The 23,431-nt window shown below is 43.5% G+C and carries 18 protein-coding genes and 1 tRNA gene; 5 read left to right on the top strand and 14 right to left on the bottom strand.

The genetic code is table 11. From position 1 onward, the window contains the following. Window positions 1-50: 50 nt before the first annotated feature. Window positions 51-1,298 carry a DUF3748 domain-containing protein gene (locus tag GQF63_RS01850; RefSeq protein WP_160367384.1) on the top strand — a complete coding sequence of 416 codons (1,248 nt, stop codon included), beginning with the start codon at window positions 51-53 and terminating at the stop codon, window positions 1,296-1,298. On the opposite strand, the gene GQF63_RS01845 is transcribed toward GQF63_RS01850, so the two are convergent. Then, a complete protein-coding gene (locus GQF63_RS01845; protein WP_160367383.1) occupies window positions 1,290-1,694 on the bottom strand; it encodes a hypothetical protein in 405 nt (134 codons plus the stop codon). The genes GQF63_RS01850 and GQF63_RS01845 overlap by 9 nt on opposite strands. Before the next feature lie 129 nt (window positions 1,695-1,823). Here GQF63_RS01845 and GQF63_RS01840 point away from each other — a divergent pair, with 129 nt between their 5' ends. Continuing rightward, window positions 1,824-2,570 (top strand): copper homeostasis protein CutC, encoded by a 747-nt coding sequence (locus GQF63_RS01840; protein WP_160367382.1) that lies wholly within the window; start codon window positions 1,824-1,826, stop codon window positions 2,568-2,570. Window positions 2,571-2,609: 39 nt separating this feature from the next. Here GQF63_RS01840 and GQF63_RS01835 read toward each other — a convergent pair whose 3' ends face one another. Both GQF63_RS01835 and GQF63_RS01830 read right to left on the bottom strand, forming a co-directional pair. Further along, window positions 2,610-2,789 (bottom strand): spore protein, encoded by a 180-nt coding sequence (locus tag GQF63_RS01835; RefSeq protein ID WP_160367381.1) that lies wholly within the window; start codon window positions 2,787-2,789, stop codon window positions 2,610-2,612. 31 nt (window positions 2,790-2,820) lie between these two features. Further along, window positions 2,821-2,891, bottom strand: a tRNA-Cys gene (locus tag GQF63_RS01830). 313 nt (window positions 2,892-3,204) lie between these two features. Here GQF63_RS01830 and GQF63_RS01825 point away from each other — a divergent pair. Both GQF63_RS01825 and GQF63_RS01820 read left to right on the top strand, forming a co-directional pair. Then, on the top strand, window positions 3,205-3,843 hold the full coding sequence (locus GQF63_RS01825) for a porin family protein (protein ID WP_160367380.1): 639 nt from the start codon (window positions 3,205-3,207) through the stop codon (window positions 3,841-3,843). Between the two features lie 116 nt (window positions 3,844-3,959). Further along, the gene (locus GQF63_RS01820) at window positions 3,960-4,604 is read left to right on the top strand and encodes a porin family protein (RefSeq protein ID WP_160367379.1); all 645 of its coding nucleotides are present in this window, start codon (window positions 3,960-3,962) and stop codon (window positions 4,602-4,604) included. A gap of 72 nt (window positions 4,605-4,676) precedes the next feature. Here GQF63_RS01820 and rpsJ read toward each other — a convergent pair whose 3' ends face one another. From rpsJ to fsa, 7 genes are all read right to left on the bottom strand, one after another. After that, window positions 4,677-4,982: a 30S ribosomal protein S10 gene (gene rpsJ, locus GQF63_RS01815; RefSeq protein ID WP_013667229.1), complete on the bottom strand. Its 306-nt coding sequence runs from the start codon at window positions 4,980-4,982 to the stop codon at window positions 4,677-4,679. A gap of 70 nt (window positions 4,983-5,052) precedes the next feature. Continuing rightward, complete coding sequence (fusA, locus tag GQF63_RS01810; protein WP_160367378.1) at window positions 5,053-7,176, bottom strand: elongation factor G; 2,124 nt, start codon at window positions 7,174-7,176, stop codon at window positions 5,053-5,055. Window positions 7,177-7,293: 117 nt separating this feature from the next. Further along, window positions 7,294-7,761 carry a 30S ribosomal protein S7 gene (rpsG, locus tag GQF63_RS01805; RefSeq protein ID WP_160367377.1) on the bottom strand — a complete coding sequence of 156 codons (468 nt, stop codon included), beginning with the start codon at window positions 7,759-7,761 and terminating at the stop codon, window positions 7,294-7,296. A gap of 19 nt (window positions 7,762-7,780) precedes the next feature. Then, entirely contained in the window at window positions 7,781-8,194 is a 414-nt protein-coding gene (gene rpsL, locus GQF63_RS01800) for a 30S ribosomal protein S12 (RefSeq protein ID WP_099367383.1), read from the bottom strand. Between the two features lie 648 nt (window positions 8,195-8,842). Beyond that, window positions 8,843-10,972 carry a ribonuclease R gene (gene rnr / locus GQF63_RS01795; RefSeq protein ID WP_160367376.1) on the bottom strand — a complete coding sequence of 710 codons (2,130 nt, stop codon included), beginning with the start codon at window positions 10,970-10,972 and terminating at the stop codon, window positions 8,843-8,845. Between the two features lie 556 nt (window positions 10,973-11,528). Continuing rightward, the gene (locus tag GQF63_RS01790) at window positions 11,529-11,987 is read right to left on the bottom strand and encodes a Fur family transcriptional regulator (protein ID WP_160367375.1); all 459 of its coding nucleotides are present in this window, start codon (window positions 11,985-11,987) and stop codon (window positions 11,529-11,531) included. 88 nt (window positions 11,988-12,075) lie between these two features. Continuing rightward, window positions 12,076-12,735 carry a fructose-6-phosphate aldolase gene (gene fsa, locus GQF63_RS01785; protein WP_160367374.1) on the bottom strand — a complete coding sequence of 220 codons (660 nt, stop codon included), beginning with the start codon at window positions 12,733-12,735 and terminating at the stop codon, window positions 12,076-12,078. 259 nt (window positions 12,736-12,994) lie between these two features. On the opposite strand from fsa, the gene GQF63_RS01780 reads away from it, so the two are divergent. After that, window positions 12,995-14,224 (top strand): MFS transporter, encoded by a 1,230-nt coding sequence (locus GQF63_RS01780; RefSeq protein WP_160367373.1) that lies wholly within the window; start codon window positions 12,995-12,997, stop codon window positions 14,222-14,224. Here GQF63_RS01780 and GQF63_RS01775 read toward each other — a convergent pair. The 4 genes from GQF63_RS01775 to GQF63_RS01760 all read right to left on the bottom strand — a co-directional run bounded on the left by GQF63_RS01775 (window position 14,191) and on the right by GQF63_RS01760 (window position 23,294). Beyond that, complete coding sequence (locus tag GQF63_RS01775) at window positions 14,191-14,643, bottom strand: retropepsin-like aspartic protease (RefSeq protein ID WP_160367372.1); 453 nt, start codon at window positions 14,641-14,643, stop codon at window positions 14,191-14,193. The two genes, GQF63_RS01780 and GQF63_RS01775, sit on opposite strands and share 34 nt — an antisense overlap. Window positions 14,644-14,673: 30 nt before the next feature. Then, a complete protein-coding gene (locus GQF63_RS01770; protein ID WP_160367371.1) occupies window positions 14,674-15,618 on the bottom strand; it encodes a malate dehydrogenase in 945 nt (314 codons plus the stop codon). Window positions 15,619-15,724: 106 nt separating this feature from the next. Continuing rightward, on the bottom strand, window positions 15,725-18,022 hold the full coding sequence (gene tamL / locus GQF63_RS01765) for a translocation and assembly module lipoprotein TamL (protein ID WP_246163213.1): 2,298 nt from the start codon (window positions 18,020-18,022) through the stop codon (window positions 15,725-15,727). Beyond that, a complete protein-coding gene (locus GQF63_RS01760; protein WP_160367369.1) occupies window positions 18,012-23,294 on the bottom strand; it encodes a translocation/assembly module TamB domain-containing protein in 5,283 nt (1,760 codons plus the stop codon). Before GQF63_RS01760 ends, tamL begins: the two co-directional genes overlap by 11 nt. Between the last annotated feature and the right edge of the window lie 137 nt (window positions 23,295-23,431).

The raw sequence follows: 23,431 nt of genomic DNA, 5'->3' as shown, positions 1-23,431 counted from the left end.
TATCCCTGCCGGATTGGCTGTATTTTTGTAAACGCTATCAAGATTAGAAAATGGCTGAAATAAAGACTTTAACCCAAGCCCCACATGGGCACATGTTACACCACAATGCGGCCTGTTCTGCTGACGGGCGATACATCGTCTTTGATTATCGCAATGATGAAACCCAAATAGGCCGAACCGCTAGCATTGGGGTTTATGATATGCAAGAAGGAAAAGAGGTTCCCATTTACCACAACATGGGGCAATCCATCTATGGGCCAGGGGTGGGGGCTGCTTCTTTTCATCCGGCAACAAACCAAGTCGTTTTCATCCATGGTCTGCAGGATGCCAATAAAGAAAAACCCTACGATATTACGCGCCGTACCGGGGTTATTGTGGATATGGAGCAGGCGAATAGAGCAAGCTATGCCGACTGTAGAGATTTAAATGCGCCTTATCATCCGGGAACACTAAGAGGGGGCACCCATTCCCATATGTGGCGCCCGGATGGGCAGATGATCAGTTTTACCTACAACGATGAGCTGGTGGACCCGCAGCTCCGCATGGTAGGCGTGATGATGCCGGCAAAAGCACCTATTCCCGTTCGTGAGCAGCCCGGCAATGTACAGGGGGAATATTATGCTGTCATCTGTTCGGAGGTCGTAGCAGTGCCGGAATGGGGGTCTGATGAAATCAATAAGGCCTTTGATGAATGTTGGCTGCAAGATCGTGTTGGAGATCGTCCTATGTTTAGTCTTGCTTTCCAAGGTAACACGCTGACGAAAGAAGGAAAAATACATACGGAGATTTATACCTGTGCTATTGACGAGGAATTGATCCTAAGCGATCCTAGGGCGGTAGGAAGCCAGGGGCGTCGCCCGCAGATGCCACGCGGCATGCAACAAAAGAGATTAACCCATACCAAGACCGGTCTATCCGATTTACGGCATTGGCTCCGGGCAAGCCCAGATGGTTCCTTTATTTATGCCTTGATGAAGGATGAGCAGGGGCGAAACCAAATCCTGCAATGCGATCGCCATACAGGGCAAACCAAGCAGCTTAGCCAGTTCGAATTCTCCATCAGTTCCCCCATCAATATCGATGCCCAAGGCCAAAAGCTTGTTTTCTTTGCTAATCAGCAGGTGTATATTTTTACGATCGAAACGAAGGAACTGCAACTGTTGACCAATTTTAACAGCCAAGCACTGCCCCTTGTTGGAGCACCCTTATTTCACCCAGACGGAAAACATGTCCTGTTCAACCAATTTGTTGCTGGCCAAGAAGGTACTTTTGTTCAGATAAAAATGATATTATACTAATTGATATTTCGCGTAAATATGATCTTTCCACATTTTAATGATGGCACACACCTCATAGGCTTCTTGCTGAATAAAGGATAACAGTAAAGAATCTAAGGTCAGCGTGATTTCGGAAAGATGAATGAAATTACCTTCTTCATCCCGGTATTCGCTAAGCATATCGGAAAGGATACAGTGGGTCTCAAATTCCCTAAATTTATTCTGATAATTACGATCGGCACGCAGCCAAGCCTGCTCAAATTGAAAGCCCGATTCAATGTGGCGATGGCAAGCCTGCTCATAATCAAAGCGGTGGGTTTGCAATTCCTTTTTCATATGCTCAATCCGATCCTGGAGCGAATCATACATACTGGTGAGATGAAGCTGCACTTCCTTATGTTTTGAAATAAGTGGCATAACATTTAGTTTTTGATGCTCGTAAGCAGTATAACAAAAATTAAAGTAATATGTTTTTATAAGCGGTTGATTGATTGAATCTTAATCTAAAATACTATTTAATCGCAGTAAAAGAAATATCTTTGATTTATGAGCGAAAAAAAAATAAATGACCTATTTCTAGAGATTTGTGCAAACTCACCAACGGCGGCTCTGGCTGCACAGCGTGCAGGAGCTAGTAGGGTAGAGTTTTGTCAAAGTTTAGAACTAGGGGGCACCAGCCCGTCATACGGTCAACTCAAGCTTGCGCGCAAAGCCTTAACCATTGGCTTGCATGTTCTTATTCGGCCACGTGGAGGCGATTTTCTTTATAACGAGCAGGAATTTGAAGAAATGAAAGAAGATATTGCTTTCTGTAAAGAACTAGGCTGTGATGGTGTGGTTATCGGTATCCTGAACAAGGATGGCTCCGTCGATAAAACACGCATGCAGGAGCTCGTGAAATTAGCCAAGCCGATGTGTGTAGTTTTTCATCGCGCTTTCGATCGTTGTAACAATCCATCTCAAAGTTTAGAAGATATTATTGAGTTAGGTTGCGATCGCATCTTAACCTCCGGTTTACAAAATACAGCATGGGATGGTCGCGATTTGCTCAAGGAATTAATTGAACAGGCGAATGGACGAATTGAGATTATGCCAGGGGCAGGGGTGAATGCGAATAATGTGAAGGAATTGATCCGTTATACCGGGGCTCGGAGTGTGCATGCTTCGGCGAAGGACAGTATGCCTTCTGCAATGACCTATAAACAAGAATCAGTACTGGGGATGGATGAAGATGTCGTCGGCACTTCCTATGCGCGTGTCGTCGAGCTTATCGAGCAAATAAAAAGCCTTTAGTCAAACTAAAGGCTTTTAATATTTTTACTAAACAATAACTTACTTTGCGTCAGCAGCTAATTTGTTTAAGATGTCGTCATTTTTAGCGATTTGGCTTTTTGCAGACATTTGGTTTCTTGAACCTAATTCAATATTACGTCCAAGCTTCAAGAACTGTACTTCAACACGTGAAACAGTCTTGTTTCTTCTATCTTTTCTTTTTAAACGTGTAACTCCCATTGTTGTTAATATTTTTTTTAATGTTCAAACGAGGTCGGAAGCGGATTCGAACCGCTGTAGGAGGTTTTGCAGACCTCTGCCTAGCCACTCGGCCATCCGACCCTTTACCTTTACAGGCATGCAAAAATAGGATTTACTTTTCATATATAAAAGTGTTTTTTGCTTTTTATACAGGTAATTTTTTAACCACTAGACTAAGCCCTTGATTTTGATGGAATTAATATCTAGCAAGAAGGGGAGAAGCTCTCAATTCTTCCAGAAAACGCTTCCTGCATAGTGAAATTTGAAATATAAAACACTGATATATAACTCTATAGATCAATTTACTGCTGAAAAAAAGTTTTTGGTCTAAACTTTGCAAGTGTTTCGCTGTCAATAGGAATGTTGACCATTAAAAAAGATAAAAATTAGAACTATGAAAAAATTATTACTATCATTTGGAGCAGTTGTTTTATTAGCAGCAGGTGCACAAGCACAAACAAGTTATGGATTGAAAGCTGGTGTAAACTTAGGTAAATACTCAAGTGTGCCTTCAGCATTCGAAGATATGGAAAAAAATAACCTGTCCTTCTATGTAACAGGTTATGCAGATATTCCCGTAGCTAGCCAATTCTCTATTCAGCCCGGCGTTTCCCTACAAGGAAAAGGTGCTAAATACGAAGGCGAAAGCGCAAATGCTAATGGTAAATTAACGCAAAACGTTATGTCTATCGAGGTACCTGTAAATGCGGTGTACTACATCCCTGCAGGTGCGGGTAATGTATTCTTAGGTGCTGGTCCATACGTAGGATTCAATATCTCTGGAAAACAAAAAGCTTCTGGTGATTGGAGTGAAATCTTCGAAGGATCTGCAGAAAGAGATCTTTCATTTTCAGGCGATGATAAAGACATGAACTTAATCGATGCCGGTGTGAACTTCTTAGGCGGTTACAAATTCAATAACGGATTCTTAATCAACGCTGGTTACGGTTTAGGTTTATCTAACTTGAACCCGAACGACGGTGATAAAATTTCTAACCGTGTATTATCTTTCGGAGTTGGTTTCCAATTCTAATTGAAAATAAAATACCTTACGAGAAAGGCAGTCTACTTTTAGACTGCCTTTTTTTTGTTTGGCCTAGATTTTGTAACACTAATGTAAAATTAATCATAAACCCAAAAACGCAAAAAATGAAAAGGAACTTATTAATCGCTTTTTTCCTACTCGTATCGGTAGGATTAGCAAACGCCCAGGTTAGTTACGGCTTAAAAGCCGGGATGAACTTAGCCAAGTACAACAAACCGATTTTGTCTGGAATGGAAGATTTTGAAAAAACATTACCTTCCTTCTATGTAACTGGTTTTGTAGACCTTCCGGTAGCCCCTCAATTCTCTATCCAACCTGCTTTATCACTACAAGGCAAGGGAGCGAAGTACAAAGGAGATGTGGCTGGAAGTTCAGGTACCATTAAAGCAAACGTGATGTCCTTAGAAATTCCCGTAAATGCGGTGTATTATATCCCTGCCGGACCCGGAAGTGTATTCTTAGGAGCTGGTCCTTACGCTGGTCTTAACCTTTCTGGTCAGGTGAAAATTACAGGGACGGATAATAATGGCGATGCGGTAGATCAAACCGAAGATATCGAATTCTCAGGTGATGATAAATCAATGGAACGCTTTGATTATGGTTTGAACTTTATGTTAGGCTATAAATTAAGCAATGGCTTCTTAATTAATGGGGGCTATAACCTAGGTTTGGCCGATTTAAGTGCCCAAGAAGGACAAACAGAATTCAAAAATAGAGTGATTTCCTTTGGTATAGGTTATCAATTCTAGGTACTAAGCTAAAATAACAAAAGCCCTCTTTGCATAAAGAGGGCTTTCTTGTTTTGTCTCAAAAGAAATCTATCACACTTTGATTTCAACTTCAACACCTGAAGGTAATTCCAATTTCATTAACGCATCAACAGTTTTCGAGTTGGATGAGTAGATGTCTAACAAACGTTTGTAAGAACACAATTGGAACTGCTCACGTGCTTTTTTGTTAACGTGTGGAGAACGTAAAACTGTATAGATTTTTTTCTCAGTAGGCAATGGAATAGGTCCACTAACAACTGCACCTGTAGGTTTTACGGTTTTTACGATTTTCTCAGCTGATTTGTCAACTAAATTGTAATCGTAAGATTTCAATTTGATTCTGATTCTTTGGCTCATTTTATTTTGTTTTAAGATGACCCCTGATTAGAGCTATTTATAATCAGGGATCGGTTATTTTAATGCTTAATTAGTCTTCTAGACCTTTAACTTTTCCTTTAGATTTCGCGATTACATCTTCAGCAACGTTACGAGGTGCTTCAGCGTAATGATCGAATTCCATGGTAGAAGTTGCACGACCTGAAGTGATGGTACGTAATTGTGTTACATAGCCGAACATTTCCGAAAGTGGAACTAAGGCTTTGATTACTTGTGCACCGTTACGAGAGTCAAGACCTTGCATCTGACCACGACGACGGTTTAAGTCACCCATTACATCACCCATATTTTCTTCTGGTGTCAATACTTCAACCTTCATGATAGGCTCCATTAATACTGGAGAACATTTAGGAAGTGCTGCACGGTAAGCCATTTTACCTGCTAATTCGAAAGATAGAGAATCCGAATCGACTGCGTGGAATGAACCATCGATCAAACGAACTTTCATACCTGAAAGTGGGTAACCAGCTAATACACCATTGTTCATTGAAGATTCGAAACCTTTTTGAACCGAAGGAATGTATTCTTTAGGGATCGATCCACCTACGATTTCATTTACGAATTGAAGTGGAGATTTAACCACATCCCAATCCTCATCTGCAGGGGAGATAACCACCTTAATATCCGCGAATTTACCACGACCACCAGATTGTTTCTTGTAAACCTCACGGTGCTCAGAAGTACCGTTGATAGATTCTTTGTAAGCAACCTGAGGAGCACCTTGGTTAACCTCTACTTTGAACTCACGTCTCAAACGGTCAATCAAGATATCTAAGTGAAGCTCACCCATACCTGAAATTACAGTTTGACCTGTTTCTTGATCCGTTTTAACAACGAAGGTAGGATCCTCTTCCGCCAATTTGCTTAAGCCGATACCTAATTTATCCACGTCAGCTTGGGTCTTAGGCTCAATCGCTAAACCAATTACTGGCTCAGGGAATACCATAGACTCTAAAATGATCGGGTTTTTCTCATCACAAAGGGTATCACCCGTTTTGATGTCTTTGAAACCAACAACCGCACCGATATCACCAGCACCAATTCTTTCAATTGGGTTTTGCTTGTTTGCGTGCATTTGGAAGATACGAGAGATACGCTCTTTGTTGCCTGAACGGGTGTTCAATACATAAGAACCTGCCTCTAATACGCCTGAATAAGCACGTACGAAACATAAACGGCCTACGAATGGGTCAGTAGCAATTTTGAAACCTAAAGCAGCGAATGGCTCAGCTTCCGATGGTTTACGAGAGATCTCTTCACCAGAACGTGGGTCTGTTCCTTTTACCGCTTCTTGATCCAATGGTGAAGGCAATAACTCCATTACGAAGTCAAGCATGGTTTGCACACCTTTGTTTTTGAAAGATGAACCACATACCATAGGAACGATGGCGTTATCTAAAACCGCTTTACGTAAAGCGTCTAAGATTTCACGCTCTGTTAATGAATCTGGGTCTTCGAAGAATTTCTCCATTAAAGACTCATCATATCCAGCAACAGCTTCTAATAATTTCTCACGGTATTCAGCAACCTCATCCAACATATCATCAGGAATAGGCACTTCGGTAAAGGTCATACCTTTATCAGCCTCGTTCCAAACGATACCACGGTTGTTGATCAAGTCAACCACACCTTTGAAATCGTCTTCTGCACCAATCGGTAATTGAAGGGCAACAGCCTCAGAACCTAACATATCTTTTACTTGTTTTACAACTTTCAAGAAGTCAGCACCTGAGCGGTCCATTTTATTTACGAAACCGATACGTGGAACTTTGTATCCGTCAGCTAAACGCCAGTTGGTCTCTGATTGAGGCTCAACACCGTCTACGGCCGAAAATAAGAATACTAATCCGTCTAATACACGTAATGAACGGTTTACTTCAACCGTAAAGTCAACGTGTCCAGGGGTATCAATTACGTTTACCTGATATTTTTTATTACGGTAGTTCCAGAAAACTGTAACAGCCGCAGAAGTAATCGTGATACCACGCTCTTGCTCCTGTGCCATCCAGTCAGTTGTTGCGGAACCTTCGTGGGTTTCACCTAACTTGTGGTTTACGCCAGAGTAGAATAAAATACGCTCTGTCGTCGTTGTTTTACCAGCATCGATGTGGGCAGCGATACCAATATTTCTAACTAATTTTAAATCTTTTGCCATATAATTTTTGCAGTTTGCCTGTGGGCTTGTTTTAAAACAAATACACCGACTCTCGATAATAAATTTGCGCTATTACCAAAAGTCGGTGTAATCATATTTGATTCTTGTTGTTCAAAATTAGAATCTGAAGTGTGAGAACGCTTTGTTAGCTTCCGCCATTTTGTGCGTATCTTCTTTCTTCTTCACCGCAGCACCTTCACCTTTAGAAGCTGAAATAATTTCTCCCGCTAATTTCTCAAACATCGTTTTTTCACCACGTTTGCGCGCATAAGAGATTAACCATTTCATACCTAAAGCGATTTTACGCTCCGGACGTACTTCCATAGGAACTTGGAAGTTTGCACCACCAACACGACGAGATTTAACCTCTACTGCTGGCATTACATTGTTTAAAGCCTTTTTCCAAGTCTCTAAACCGTTTTCTTGCGTTTTTTGCTCTACTAATTCTACAGCATCGTAAAAGATAGAATACGCAATTGATTTCTTTCCGTCAAACATCATGTTGTTAACGAAACGTGTTACCTGAACGTCATTAAACTTTGGGTCAGGTAAAATGATTCTCTTTTTTGGTTTTGATTTTCTCATTTTCTTTTCCTCCGTTTAATTATTTCTTACCTTTTCCTTTTGCTGGAGCAGCTGCTTGTCCTGGTTTAGGACGTTTTGTGCCGTATTTAGAACGACGTTGGTTACGACCCGCTACACCGGAAGTATCTAAAGCACCACGGATGATGTGGTAACGAACTCCTGGTAAATCTTTCACACGTCCACCACGGATTAATACGATCGAGTGCTCTTGTAAGTTGTGGCCTTCTCCAGGGATGTAGGCATTCACTTCTTTACCGTTTGTTAAACGAACACGAGCGACTTTACGCATTGCTGAGTTTGGTTTTTTAGGGGTAGTAGTATATACACGCGTACATACACCTCTTCGCTGTGGACATGAGTCCAACGCTGGTGACTTACTCTTATCAACCAGAGCTACTCTACCTTTTCTAACTAATTGTTGAATAGTAGGCATTTACCTGTTTTTGTTTTTTAATTTGTTTAAAATTAATTTTTAAGTCCGCAAAGATATAAAGAATAATTGATACTGTAAAGAGTTGTGGCTTAAAGTTTTTATTATTTTTTGCGGGGTATCGGAAAACAATAAAACCAACCTTTTATCCCTCATGCTGAGGGGCCTAAGGGACTCGTTCCTTTCCTTGCTACATCCCTTTTATGGAAATGCGTTGGGTGCTGTATTTTTCTAGGCCTTTTTTATCCACTTTTTTACCCCTTGTTGAAGCCTTTGCAAAGGGGATTGATACGGGTGAGAAAGGGGTGAGAAAGGGGAGAAGAAGGGGAGAAAGCGGGAGGTGGTTTGACGTTTTATCGTCGTTTTATTGTCGCTTTATCATCGCTTTATTGTCGTTTTATCATCAGTTTGTCATCGATTTGTCATGGTGAGCGGAGTCGAACGACTGGTACGTCAATACATTCAACTAACACATTGCAATAGATTACCAACACTTTAACTGTAAACAAGTGTTCTATTTGGCGTTATTGATTGCACTGACGTACCAGTCGTTCGTGGTTCGACTCCGCTCACCATGACAAGTTGATGACAAGTTGATGATAAATTGATGACAGCACGATGACAAAGTGATTGTAAAAAAACCTTCTCTTCTTAACTTATCAGCGTAAAATCGATCTGTCTTTTTTCCAAATCAACTTTTTTCACTTTAATTTGAACCTCGTCGCCAAGTTGGTATACTTTCTTCTTTCTTTGTCCGATAATAGCGTAGTTTTTTTCATCCAGGGTGTAGAAGTCGTCCGTGATGTCGCGTAGGCGAACCATGCCTTCGCATTTGTTCTCTTCGATTTCTACGTACATCCCCCATTCTGTTACACCGGATACTATACCGGTATATTCCACGCCGATTTGATTCTGCAAAAATTCCGCTTGCTTATACTTCACGGATGCGCGTTCGGCTTCGGCGGCTTTTTTCTCTTTTTGGGAAGAGTGTTCGGCCATTTTCTCGTAATGCTCGGCATTCACCTTGTTGCCGCCATCTAGGTAGTACTGCAACAGGCGGTGTACCATGACATCGGGGTATCGACGGATGGGGGAGGTGAAGTGCGTGTAGTAATCAAAGGCCAAGCCATAGTGGCTTGATTTTTTTGTTGTATAGATCGCCTTGGCCATGGAGCGCACGGCAAGGGAGGTTAACAGGTTCTGTTCTTTCGAGCCTTCAATTTTGGTCATCAGGCTGTTTAAGGACTTCGCTGTTTCTTTGTCGGATTTAATTTGCAGACGGTGACCGAAGCGGGAGGCGAACTGTGAGAAGCTGGTTAAGGTCTCCGGATTAGGGACATCGTGGAAACGGTAAACAAATGGCAGCTTGTTTTTGCCTTTACCTTGCTTGCCGATAAATTCGGCAACCTTGCGGTTGGCCAAGAGCATAAAGTCTTCAATGAGTTTATGCGCATCCTTACGCACTTTGGTGTAAACACCCAGCGGTTTGCCGTTATCATCGAGGATGAATTTTACTTCTTCGGTTTCGAAGCTGATGGCGCCGTTTTTAAATTTGCGGTCGCGAAGGATGTAGGCAAGCTCGTTTAATTTTAGAATGGCCGGGGCCAGGCTGTCTTCTTTGCCTTCGATAATCTCTTGCGCTTCTTCGTAGCTCAGGCGGCGATCGGAATGGATCACGGTGCGGCCAAACCATTGGTCGATGACATTGGCTTTCTCATCAAGCTCAAAGACGGCCGAGAAGCACAGTTTATCTTCGTTAGGCCGAAGAGAGCATAAGTTGTTCGATAATCGCTCAGGGAGCATCGGAATAACTCTGTCGACTAAATATACGGAGGTTGCACGCTCGAAGGCTTCCTTGTCTAAAATGGAATCCGGCGTGACGTAATAGGATACATCGGCGATATGGACGCCCACTTCATAGTTTCCGTTTTCCAGCACCTTGAAGGATAAAGCATCGTCAAAGTCTTTGGCGTCTGCCGGGTCGATGGTAAACGTAAGGGTCGAGCGGAAGTCCTGGCGCTTGGCAATCTCTTCAGCACTGATGTTGTCGGGGATGGCATTAGCGGCTTTGTCCACTTCTTTCGGGAAAGCCAAAGGGAAACCGAAGTCGGCCAGGATGGCGTTCATCTCGGTGTTGTTCTCTCCTTTTTTTCCTAACACATGTTTCACACGTCCGATTGGATTCTTCGCGTTCTTCGGCCACTCGATGATGCTCACCAACACTTTCTCGCCATCCTTGGCACCGTTTAAATTGTCGAGCGGAATGAAGATGTCGTGGAGCATCTTGCGATCATCCGGAAGGAAGAAAGCGTAGCTGTTGGAGATGTCGATGGTACCGGTAAAATCGGTTTTTGCGCGGCTTAAAATTTCAACGACTTCACCTTCTCTTTTGCGGCCTTTTTTGCGTTCATAAACATGCACCTTCACCAAGTCGCCATGCAGGGCTTGGCGTAGTTTTCGTGGGGCTACAAAGATGTCATTTTCGAGTTCGTCTTCCGGTACAATATAGGCCGATCCGTCGGCGGTCATATCGACCTTTCCAGTGACATAAACATGCAGCTGGCGCAGCTTGAATTTGCCGCGTTCGGGTTGTTCGAATTGTCCGGATCTGGAGGCGTCGTTCAAGATGTCAGCGATGGCAACTTTCGAGTCGCTATCGGTGATGTTGAGCTTCGCAGCAACCTGCTTGTAATTTAAAGGAAGGTTTCCAGATTTTTCAAAAACGTCGACGATCAGTTGGGTCAGAACTTCTTTATACGGGTTTTCTTTTTTTGATTTCATATGTCTGTATTGTGCCTCATTTTGGAGGCTTGTTTTCGAGGTAGGGGGAGGAGGGACCTCCGGGCAAGAGCTGTTGAATTTGTTATGGCTTGCGTCCCCTAAACGATAGAACTAAGATACACAAAAGAATGTTTGAAATTTTGCTAATTTTTTAATTGTTAAGCGTACTCATTTCTTATGAAATTGTGATGTTATTTTTTACTTTGTTTTAGCTTGTTGAAATAGTTGAATAATAAGTGATTATAGTTATTTTGCTAAAATAAAATAGGTTGTCTAAAACAGCTAACTACCTGATAGTAAATATGTTGTGTGTTTTTGTTGAAAAAACCACCTTTGACACTATGCTTTGCTAAACTTATTATTATGATTCATCTATTGATTTAAAAAATCATAAGTAGCTATAATATAAAGAAGTATGAATTGTATTGCTAAAGTTTAGTAAGGATGAAAATAAGTTGTTTTAGCGCGTATTTTGCGAGGGGGAAGGCCACAGGAGGGCCTAATCAAACATACGTGTTTTATGCTTAAAAAGGAATAAAAACGGGAAGATTTCTGCTTATTTTTTCTGGCATTGGTCGCACAAACCTACGGCATTTATGGCGATGGCGTGCAGGCTAAAATCCTTCGGAAGCTTGATTTTAGGGAGCGCAATTTCGTCGAGACAGAAGACCGAATTGCAGACCGAACAGATGAAGTGAACGTGTTGGTCATGGTGATGATCGGCGGAACATCGGGTGGAACAGAAGGCGTAAGTGGCCGTTCCGTTCAGGTCAAAAACTTTATGCAAGATGCCCTTTTCTTCGAAGCTTGCCAGGATGCGGTAGAGGGTTACGCGGTCGATCTCGGTGCCTAAAATCTTCTCTAATTCGGGCTGGGAAATGGCGGAAGTTTTGGTGGAGATTACCTCTAAAACACGAAGCCTAGGTTGGGTAACTTTTAGCTTATTTTCTTTTAAAATCTGGCTGAATTCTTCGAGGCCTAGTCCTGTATTTTCCGTGCTCATTTCCGCTTTCATAAGGTTAAATTTACAAAAAATTAATGGTATTGAAAAAGCCTCCAAACCCAGGGTTTAGAGGCTTCTATTTCGTTGGGATAAGCCCTCTTTATTTACCTGCAGCTTTCGCGTGATCGGCTAAGAATTGCGCCAATCCGCTATCTGTTAATGGGTGTTTTAACAAGGCTAAAATGGCGGATAATGGACCCGTCATAACGTCGGCACCAATCTTCGCACAGCCTAAGATGTGAGCACTGTGACGCACAGATGCAGCTAAGATTTCGGTACCAAAACCGTAGTTGTCATAGATCTCACGGATCTCTTCAATAAGGCCTAAACCGTCTACTGAAATATCGTCTAAGCGACCGATAAATGGAGATACATAGCTAGCACCAGCCTTCGCTGCCAATAGCGCTTGCCCCGCAGAGAATACCAAGGTACAGTTGGTTTTGATTCCTTTTTTGCTGAAGTATTTGATCGCTTTTACACCATCTTTCGTCATCGGAACCTTAACTACAATCTTGCTATCAAGGGCTGCTAAGGCTTCCCCTTCCTTCACCATGCCGTCGAAATCTGTAGCAATAACCTCTGCACTTACATCGCCATCAACGATTTCGCAGATCGCTTTATAGTGGTTAATTACGTTTTCTTCACCAGAAATACCTTCTTTTGCCATTAAGGAAGGGTTGGTGGTTACTCCATCTAAAACACCTAAATCCTGAGCTTCTTTAATCTGCTCTAGATTGGCTGTATCGATAAAAAATTTCATATTGCTTTATTGAATGATTATGTTTATGCTTGTTTTTTGAAAAAGCGCTTCGCTTTGACCCCACAAAGGTAGCTATATTGTTTCAGATAGGAAAGATGTACGCTTACTAATTGCGGGCGTACCGCCCTAAAAATCGCTTTAAATCAAGAATTTGTTGCACAAGGAATTTCAGCGTGCAGCATAAAAACGCTACATTTATCGAAATGGGGCAAACTGTTTGTCCTACTGAGCGTTAATTCATATAGGTTGTCCTATATTCATGCAGTTATTTAGATCCTTAGCATATCCCAATTTTAGGCTCCACGTCATTGGACAGGCCATCTCCCTGTTGGGGACCTGGATGCAACGCATCGCCATCAGTTGGTTGGTCTATCAGTTGACGGGTTCAGTGTTTTGGTTGGGCTTTGTATCCTTTATTTCCTTACTTCCCTCGCTGGTTTTATCACCCTTTATCGGTGCTTTTGTAGACCGACATAAGAAATACAAGCTGGTATTTATCACGCAAATCGGACTGATGATTCAAGCCGGCCTGTTGGCTTTGTTGGTTTATTTTAAGGCAGAATCGGTTCTTTACTTGTCGATTTTGGGCTTTATTCAAGGGGTCATCAATGCCTTTGACGTGTTGGGCAGGCAGTCATTGCTGGTTTCCTTGGTCGATGATCGGAAGGATTTGCCCAATGCTATCGCCTTAAACTCCTCGATTTTTAACGCCGCACGCATGGTTGGACCTGCAATTGGTGGGATTTTGCTATCTACTTATGGCGAATTAGCCTGTTTTACCTTGAATTTTATCAGTTTTATTCCGGTTATTATCTGTTTAATGCTGATGAATGTGCAGGAAAAAGTCTTGATTATTCCGAATGAGAGTGCTTTTGAGGGCTTGAAACAAGGCTTTAATTACCTGCGTCGCTCGCCACATATCATGTCTTTGATTGTAATTATGACCTTTTCAAGCTTGTTAGTAATCCCGTATACCTCGCTGCTTCCCGCCGTAGCGCGCGAGCTTTTCAATGGGGATGAGCGTACTTTTTCCTGGTTTGAAAGTGCGGCAGGACTGGGGGCAATGATAGGAGCCATCAATATGGCTAGGTTAAAAACGGGCGATAATCTACGCTATAGGGTGCTTTTTTCGGCGTTGGCGATGGGGATTTCCTTGGTGCTTTTGGCCTTCGCACATTACTTACCTTCGGCTTTATTCTTCACCATGGGTGTTTCTTTTGCCATGATGTCGCAGAATTCATCCATTAATACCTATATCCAAACGCATGCAATTCCGGCCTATCGCGCCCGCGCCATGTCGTATTATGTGATGGCTTTTCAGGGGATTTTCCCTATCGGAAGCTTGCTGACAGGGGCGGTTGCCGAGATTATCGGTATAAAAAATACCCTTTATGTAATGGGGGGCTGTGGGATTCTGATTGCTATAGGCTTCTATATTTACTTGCGCCTGCACATTCAACGGCGCTTATTTAAGCCTACTTTTCGTTGATTTAACTGCAATATATTCTTCTTATAATCGATTATTCCGCCATATGCTTTCAGGATATCGCCGCCAAGAACGCCAATAACGGGATCCAATCCAATCTGACCATAGGCATAATTGATGGAGCTGAGGTCTAATACGGCCACGGTAAAGTTCTTGACAGACCATTCGCCCATTTGCAGGCTAGGTAGGGTCAGCATAAAACTTTCCATGCTGTTGGTGCCTAATCCGGTGGATAGGATATCGGTATTTTCGAAATTATCCTCAGCAATGCCGGAGTGTAAGAGGGTATCTTTGTCTAACACAGTTTTGGACGCACCTGTATCGATCACCAATTTAAAGGTCTTATTGTATAGCTGTGCTTGCGTAATAATATGAAAGCCATCAGCTTGTAGACTGATGACTTCAAATGGAATTTTGTACATGTATTTGTAGAATAATGTTTGGGCTATCCTTTATTTGCTGAGGATGCCTTCATCGTATAATACCTGATTCATCTTGCGTACAGCATCGGCTGAAGCTTTAAATAGTGCTTCTTCCTCGGCAGAAAGTTCCATAGGAACCACCCGATCCCAGCCTTTAGCGTTGATGATTACCGGTACACCGATATTGATGTCTTCCTGTCCGTATTCTCCTTCGAGGTAAACGGATGCTGTGAAGAGTTTGTTTTGGTTTTTCACGATGCTTTCTACCATTGCGGCGGCAGCTGCGCCCGGTGCATACCAGGCAGAAGTGCCAATTAAGGCCGTTAGGGTAGCACCACCCACCATGGTTTTCTTAATAATATCGGCCTCCTCGTCTTCGGTGAGGAAGGAAGATACTTTTACGCTGTTCCAGGTGGCATGCTTAATTAATGGAATCATGGTTGTATCACCGTGACCTCCAATAACGATGGCATTTAAATCGTTGGCTGAGGCGTTTAGTTTATCGCTCAACTGGTATTTAAAACGGGCTGAATCTAAGGCTCCACCCATTCCGATGATTCTATTTTTAGGAAGTCCGCTAGATTTTTGCGCCAGGTAGGTCATGGTATCCATCGGGTTGGAAACAATCAGGATGATAATATCTGGGGAATGTTTCACGAGGTTTTCAACCACCGTTTTCACAATGCCTGCATTGGTACCGATTAATTCTTCCCGCGTCATGCCCGGCTTGCGCGGAATACCCGAGGTAATTACCGCTACAGCAGATCCTGCCGTGGCCAGGTAATCATTGGTTACTCCTTTGATATGGGATTCAAAGCCCAACAGCGCAGAGGTCTGCATCATATCCTGCGCTTTGCCCTCAGCAAAACCTTCCTTGATGTCCAGTAACACAATCTCTTCAGCGACATTGCGTCTGACCAAATTGTCTGCGGTAGTTGCTCCAACTGCGCCTGCTCCAACAACGGTTATCTTCATAGTATCAGGGTTTGTTTATACCCTAAATGTAACGATTTTTATCGTTAATCGTACGCTTTTGGGGCATTATTTTGAAACTTACATAAGGATTACAAAGGGGCTCGGATTAGAATGGATAGCCGATGGCTAAGTTGAACACCAGGTTGTCTCGGCGCCAGTCGCGGTCGCGAATATCGATGTATTTGAATACCCAACGGTCATCCTTCGCTCTGTAAGGCACGCGGAATGGAATGGCAAAGTCGGTACGGATGATCAGGAAGTCCAAATCTACACGTAAGCCTAAGCCTCCACCTACAGCAAGCTCGGAAAGGAATTCCTTGCTGAAGCGTCCTCCGGGTTTGTTTTCATCGGTATTTTGCAACCATACGTTTCCGGCATCGATAAAGGCTGCCCAATGGAACATGCCTGCTATTTTCGAGCGGTATTCGGTGTTGAGCTCTAGTTTCAAGTCACCGGTTTGGTCGGCGAAGAAATTATCTTCCCCGATGTTTTCAGGACGGGAAGAACCCGGGCCAACCGCCCGTGCGCGGAACGCACGAAGACCATTCGGGCCACCCGTGAAGTATTGTTTTAAATAAGGTAAGGATCGAGAGTTTCCGTAGGAGTAGGAAGTTCCGACCATAATCCGTGAGGCGAGCTGCGAATTCGGGCTCAGCTTCATGTAATGCCGTACATCGGCCTCGGCTTTCACAAATTGCGAGTAGGCCGTTCCAAAGAGGTGCTTAATATTGCCGGCATTGTAATCGGCACCCTGAATTAATCCTAAAATATTCCCGGAGGTATTTAAGCCTGCCTTGGCATAGAAGGTATGCTTTTTATTCTCCATGGAATTCGTGAAGGTATAGGTATAGTTGGGTCCGAATGAAAACTGCGGATCGACAATATGGCGTAGGGTAGGCACGGTGTCCATCTGCGCTTTATACTCATCAGAAATGCCTCTAGGCTGTACATAGATAAACTCGGCGAGGGCCAGGTTGTGTTCCTTCTGTTCATTTTCCTTCCAGGCATAACCGAAGTTGGTGGTCAGCGAGTTTAGGGTATAAGCGGTTCTACGGTTTAGGAACTCATAGCCCACCTTTAAGAAGGTACGTGGGATATAACGCTTGGCGGGTGCCCATTTATAAGGCGATAGGAGGCGAGGCCAATTGATGCCTACCTCCGCACCATAGCGGATATAGCTGGAATTTAAATTGACATTACCGCCGGTTTGGGTTTCATAACCTCCGAAAACTGATAGGGTTACAGTCTCAAAACCTTTGAAGGCATTACGGAAAGTCCAATTGACATTCGCCTCCGTACCGTTATAGACAGAAGCGGTTTTCGCGATGAGCTCCAAACGTACGGATCTCCTTTGCATCGGGGTGAGGTAATAATACACATCAAGGGTATTGCTGGAGTCTGCATTATCGACGAAATCGTTCTTCACAAACTTAAAAGCGTTCAGGTTTACCAAATGGTTTATGGTCTGCTGGTGCATCCATCGGTTGTATAAGGTGCCGGGCTCCATAAAGATATGGTTGGCCAATACCTTCTTGCGGTACCTATTCTCCCGGTCGATGATGTAATACTTGTCTTCAAATTTCTCTGCATAGCGCGGTATCCGACGGCGGTTTTCTCCCGAGGTTTCGGTATAATTCGGGAAGATGTACACATTGCCGATGGTTTGCGGCTCCTTGGCTTTGCGCGGTGTTTCAGGCTTGATGGTCACAAACATATCAACCTGATGGTCGCCGATGGTACTATCCACCTCCACCAGGATATTGTCTGGTGAGAAATAATAGAAGCCTTTATGTTTTAATTCATTGTCGATACGATCGCGTTCATTTAAGATCACATCGAGGTTATAGTTGCTGCCTTTTTTCAATAGGCTGTATTGTTCTACATTGCGGATGTTCTTGCCTATCTGGGAATTGCTGTCCACATCCATGGTCACATTGTTGATCCGGTAAATCTTACCCGGAAAAGCATCATAACGTACGGTTGCAAACTTGCCATCGATTAAGGTGTCTGAGGTTACCCGCGCATGAAAGAAACCCAGGCTTTCCATTTTTCCACGTAACAGATTCTGGTTGTACTCCCGGTTGACATCACTGAGCAATACCGGTTCTTCACCATTGCGCTTCAACCATCTCCGTACGAAGTTGTTGGTGGAATCCGGTCCACCACCCATATTCCATAAGCCCAGCTTGAAATACATGCCCAATAGCTTTTTATTGGGCTTCGGCATTAAAGCAGATTCCAGGAAGGTTTCAAACGCCTCTTTACGCTCTTTAGGAATCGTGTCGTTATGGATAACCACGTCGCCTTCCTTATACAGTTTCTGATCCTCGGCGAGGTATTTGGTCGGATTACAGCTGCTGATCAATAATCCTAATAAGCAAGGTAGTACAAACTTAATTCTCATTGGATTCCCCTTCCTCTTCTTCATTTTTTATGGCCGATTTAGTAGGCTCTACCTTGGACTTACTCGTGTCTGGTAGGTTTTTACTCGTATCAGGTTGGTTTTTTAAACTGTCCTGTTGTCTTTTTAATTCTTCCTTCTGGCGTTCTTCTACTCTTTTGCGGTATTCCGGGCTGTGAAGCATCAAACTATCGCGGATAACCATCCGTACGCTATCGCGGTAAACGGAGTCGGTATCCATGCGATCCACATCAAAGCGACGACGGAACCCACGACTATCGGTATTGTAGGCCGATAAAGCCTTGGAACTCATGAATAATTCCCTAAAGCGGTCGTAACTCATATTGATGATGAAACCAATACCTGTTTCCACGAATTGCCCCTGTAAGGTGGCCTGGTATTGGTTTTTGCGGTATACACGCGCAAAATAACGGCCATCTTTGGAAAGCTGATAATCTAAGGAGATATCGCCGGCAATATTGGTTGCTTTCTCGCCCGGACGGGTATTACCCTCCACCTCGAAGTTGGAACCAATGGTAATCTTCAAGCGATCGTCAAATAGCATCTTGGAGATCCCTACATTCAGGTCGGTTCTGGTTTGCGCCGAACCGGTCAGGTAATCTTCCTCCGAATTTAAGTTGAAATCTAACTCTACCCCCTTGATGAGGTTGGAAGCCATATTATTCAACTGACTGGTTAAGAAAGAACTTACCGTACTACGTGCTAATGACTCGGCACCACCTCCGGATAAACTCTCAAACGGGTTATTCGACATAAAGCGTCCTAAGGCAATCAGGGAGAAGACTTGCTTGTTCAGCTCCGCCGGATCTTCCCGGATATTCGCTAAGGCAATATTCACCTTGTTTACCACATCCTGCGAAACAACGGCGTTGTTTTCATCCAGATCGATATCAAAGTTAATCTGCGGTTTGAATAGCTCGCCGGTCAAGATTAGTTTTACATTAAACGGTACGCGTTGCTTGTAGAGGTTCTGGCTTTCCGCACCAATCTGGTTCTGTACCAGTTCTAGGGTCGCAAACTTGCCTGAATATAAAGCGGTAATATTGAGTCTAGCGTCCAGCGGGTCGCCATTCCAAGTAATGGTACTACCTTTCTGGAATCGGAAATCTTTGGATATAGGGCCGAAGGAGAAGGTGTAATCACCGTCTTCCACCGTAAAGGTTCCGGACATGGTAATCTTGTCGTTGGCATCGATCGTGGTGTTGATTTCTGCAGTACCCTGGATATTTAAGGCATCCTGCGTTCCTTCATCTAAGATGATCTTGAACTTGGCCTGCGGATCTGTACTCAAATTTAAGGCAATATCATAGCCCGAAAGGGTAGAAGCCGTCGTCATGGAATCTAACTTCGCGAAGACATTGGCTCTCGCGGTATCACTCTTATCCACAAACTTCACTACGCCGTCACGTTGGGCTACGCCCGGATCATCGTTCGGCACGATAAAGTTAAAGTCTGTTTTCTCATTGGCTTTCACATTTCCATCGATTCTAGGTTTATTTAGATCGCCGGTAATGCGTAGGTTTGAGGTCAGGTACATCTTCCCAAAGAACATATCGTTGTCTTCTCGCGTCGAGTTCATGACCTCGAAGTCATCTGTTGTCAAGTTCAGGTTGAAGATAAAGTCAGTGTAAGTGCTGGTACGGATGGTTCCGTTTAAGCGGGCCACATTCTTTTTAGAGTCTACCAATAGGAATTGACGGAAGGCAATGCCCTGATCGTTAAATATTACTTTCTGATTGTCGATGGACATATTGGAGTTCAACATCGAAGCATTGATAATGGCATCGTTGAAAGTCAGTTCCCCGTTGATGCGCGGTGCAGCTGTCGTTCCAGTAATCTTTAAGCTTCCTGATAAGTCGCCTTGGGAACCTTGAAGCTGCCCCATACTGAAGGCTTCGATGGTTTTGATGGTCATTGGTTTTAAATCCAAGGTCGCATTGATCTGCGCGTCTTGTCCCGGCGGGATCAAGATATCGCCAATCAACTGTACATCATTTCCATTCTCGGTAATGCGGACATCCGCAGAGTAGGTGTTTTCCTTAATGTTATTCACCTTCAGCATCACATTCCCGATGGTGTCTTTACCGAAGAAGAACTTATCGATGGTTAAGTCGGATACAAATACAGGACTTGATTCCAATCGTGATACGGTCGCATTACCATTGATACCACCTCCAAGATTCAGGGTCTCGGACTCCAGCATCTTCGTGATGGTTTCTATCCGGAAGTTGTTGAAGGTTAAGTCAATCGGTGAGTTCAGCGTAGAGTCCTTCGATTGGATAAGCATCTCTTGGCCGTCTTTACTCAGGTGGAAGTTATCGGCACGGATGCCGTCTTTCCCGAAGCTTAAGCGGTTTTGAGGATTAATGCCCCATTTCTCGTAGTTCAACATGAGGCCATCCTCCTTAAGGGAGAAAGTGTAATTATTGGCCGTAACGTTCATGTTGGCTCCTAAATGGTATTGTTCCTTATCGGCTTTGTCTTTGATCCATAAACCAAGGTCTACCTTGTTTTCCACCACATTACCAGAGAATACTGTATTGCGGAGCTCGATGCCACTTACCTTAATATGCTCAATCAGCGTATTATAATATAAGGTACTGTCGACCGTGATAATATCCACCCCGACGTTCTGGACTTCAGATCCATCGTAAATAACCTTCGGAGCCAGGAGCTTGGCCATGAGTGATTTATCGGTGGAGTTGAATGTACCATCGAGGGTGACATCTTGTAACTCTTCCAAGGCAGGTAAGAATTCCCGAATAATACGGGCATTATTTAAGCGCGCACTGAATTCGAATTGCTGCGGTGAATATACTAATTTCTCATGGTTGTTCGACGGGTTATAATACATGCGTAGGATATCCGTCATGGAGGCGCCAAGTTCTGTTAGTTTATACTTTCCGGCCAAATGGGCATTCAGGAATTCAGAGCTCAGCAATAAAATATTACGGTTGGTGTCGGCTTTGGCTTCCAAGGAAACCGTATCCAGCACATACCGGTCATCGTTATAAGCTATGGAGGAATTGGCGATACGCAAGGATCCGTTCAGGTGATCCAGATCGAAAGTTTCGAAGTCCGCGATGATCTTTCCGTGGTAACGGAAGTTCTCATCCATTAACTTCAGGCTTTTGAGGTTGATGGAGTCTATCATCATCTCGGCGAAAAGCTTCGGATAGCGTCCCTGCATATTCGCTTGGAAGCTGGCATCCAAGTCTATATTCGGATCCGGACTATGTAAGGAGCCCGAGATATCTCCGGAGTTCGCGGTGACATCGAACTCGATGTCATGATACCTATAACCCATGGCATCCAGGCGTTTTAAGGTGCCTGTCGCATCGGCAACCATGTTTTTAGGGTTTAAGCCTGTCCCTTTTACCTGCGCTTGCGCAGCAATATAGCCTAGCACAGAATCCTGTTTCAGGAATTCGCCTAGGTTAAAGTTATCTACTGATACAAAGGCGTTATAGCTGGTGTCGCGACCCATGTTCAGGGTGCCATTTACCGTAGCGTTTCCTTGCTCGGTCACAAGTTTTAAATCGGTATCAAAGCCAGTCATACCTCCTTTAAAGGTGCCGGCCAAGCTGATGTTACGAGGCAGTTGTATGCTATCCGGCAGGAGGGAAGGCGCGATAAGCTTTTGCAGATCGGCACGTCCTGTCGTAAACTTCCGGATATCCAAATCCAGGTACATCTTATCCATATCCGGCAATCCTTTGATGGTCGCCGATGCGATAAGGTGGGTGTTGCTCAGGGTTTTAAACTCTACCTTCGGAATGCGTAGGTTATTAAGCTTGCCCAATACCTTGCCATCAATGTAAAAACGCTTGTCCATCAGCGGCTTCATGGTTTCCTCCTTTTCCAGGTCAGGCGCCAAGAAGCGGATATCGCGCATATCGATTTGGGTCTTCTTCAAGGTGGCATCGATTTCCACTAAGCCCGGGTTGTTAGACACGGCATCTAGGGAAGGATAGGACACTTTGATATTATCTCGGATAATGGAGTTCGGTGTTTCGATCAGGAAGTCTTTCACGATAGCCCCGGTATTGCCGTAGACGAAATCGCCTTTAAGCTGGTTTAATTTAAAGCCTGAGTGGTCTGTTACAGCTAAGTTCGTGAGGTTTCCGGAGATGGAGTCTGCAGAATAATAGACATTATCCATGGCTCCGGCTAGTTCGGTCAGCTTTAAGTTGAAATAGTCTAACCCTTTGGTACGGGCTTGGTTATCGTCTTTAAACCAAACGTTGGTTTTTTCGATAGCCAATTTATCGACGCCTACAATCCAGTTGATTTTGCTGCTATCGGTAGGCGTAGTTTCTTTCTTCGGCGCTGTTTTTCCTAAGAACACCTCTGAGTTGGAATTGCTCAGCTTCACTTCCTTAAGCTTGACGATCTCTTTGTTGAGGTCTATCTGGCCAACATTAGCGATTAATTCTTTGATATCAAACTTCGTGTTGATATTGCTGGCCATGTCATCATATTGTACATAGATGTTTTTTAAAGACATGGTTTGGGTCGCCAGATCGGGGAGTAGGGAGCTTGCTTCCACGGAGGCATCGTTAATCCCGAAATCCGAAGCATCGGGCGCTTCTGATTCTGTGGCCACTGCCCATTGTTTTATACGTGCTTGTAAGCCATCGATATTGATCTTCGGCATATCGAAGCACATGTTCTTCGTTAAATCGAAAGTCTTAATGCGGGTATCGAAATGATTCAGGTAAAGATCGGCGGAAGTGCCTAGCACATCATCTTTATACACAAAGCGGATGCGTTCGAACAATACCTTGTCGATGTCGAATACCAAGGCCGAGGCCGAGTCTGCGGTTGTGGTACTTTCTTTTTCGGTCGCAAAGGCATTGACGATATAGCCGAAGTTGAAGGAAGAGTCGGGTAAAGTCCGATTAATCTTCGCTGTAATTCCTTTTAATTCAAACTCTTTAATCTCCACCGTATTCTTTAGGAGCTTAAACATATTGATGTCTACCAATAATTCTTCCCCTGCCAATAAAGTATCTTTTGATTGGTCGGCAAAGAAGACGTCCTCCAGGACTAGTTTTTTCGGGAAAGTAATGTTGATATGGCCAATAGACACCGGCGTGCCGATTTTTGTTTCCAAGTAATGCGTCACCTTGCCAACAATATAATTTTGAACGGCAGGGAGTCGAATTAAGAAAATAATCAATAATGCTAATGCAATGATGGAACCAATTATCCAAAGGAAAGTTTTGATTGCAATACGGCCGAATTTATTCAAAGCGTAGAATGTTCTTTATTAGTATTATCCTTTACTATTTATTAACGGTTATCTGCAGGAATTGTTTGATTTACGACATTTTTTTATCCCGCAGATTCCCACAAATATAGCTTATGCAAGCGAATTTCACGCTAAAA

It is taken from the genome of Sphingobacterium humi, from assembly GCF_009768885.1.
Lineage (GTDB): Bacteria > Bacteroidota > Bacteroidia > Sphingobacteriales > Sphingobacteriaceae > Sphingobacterium > Sphingobacterium humi.
This window is presented reverse-complemented; position numbering and strand designations above follow the sequence as displayed.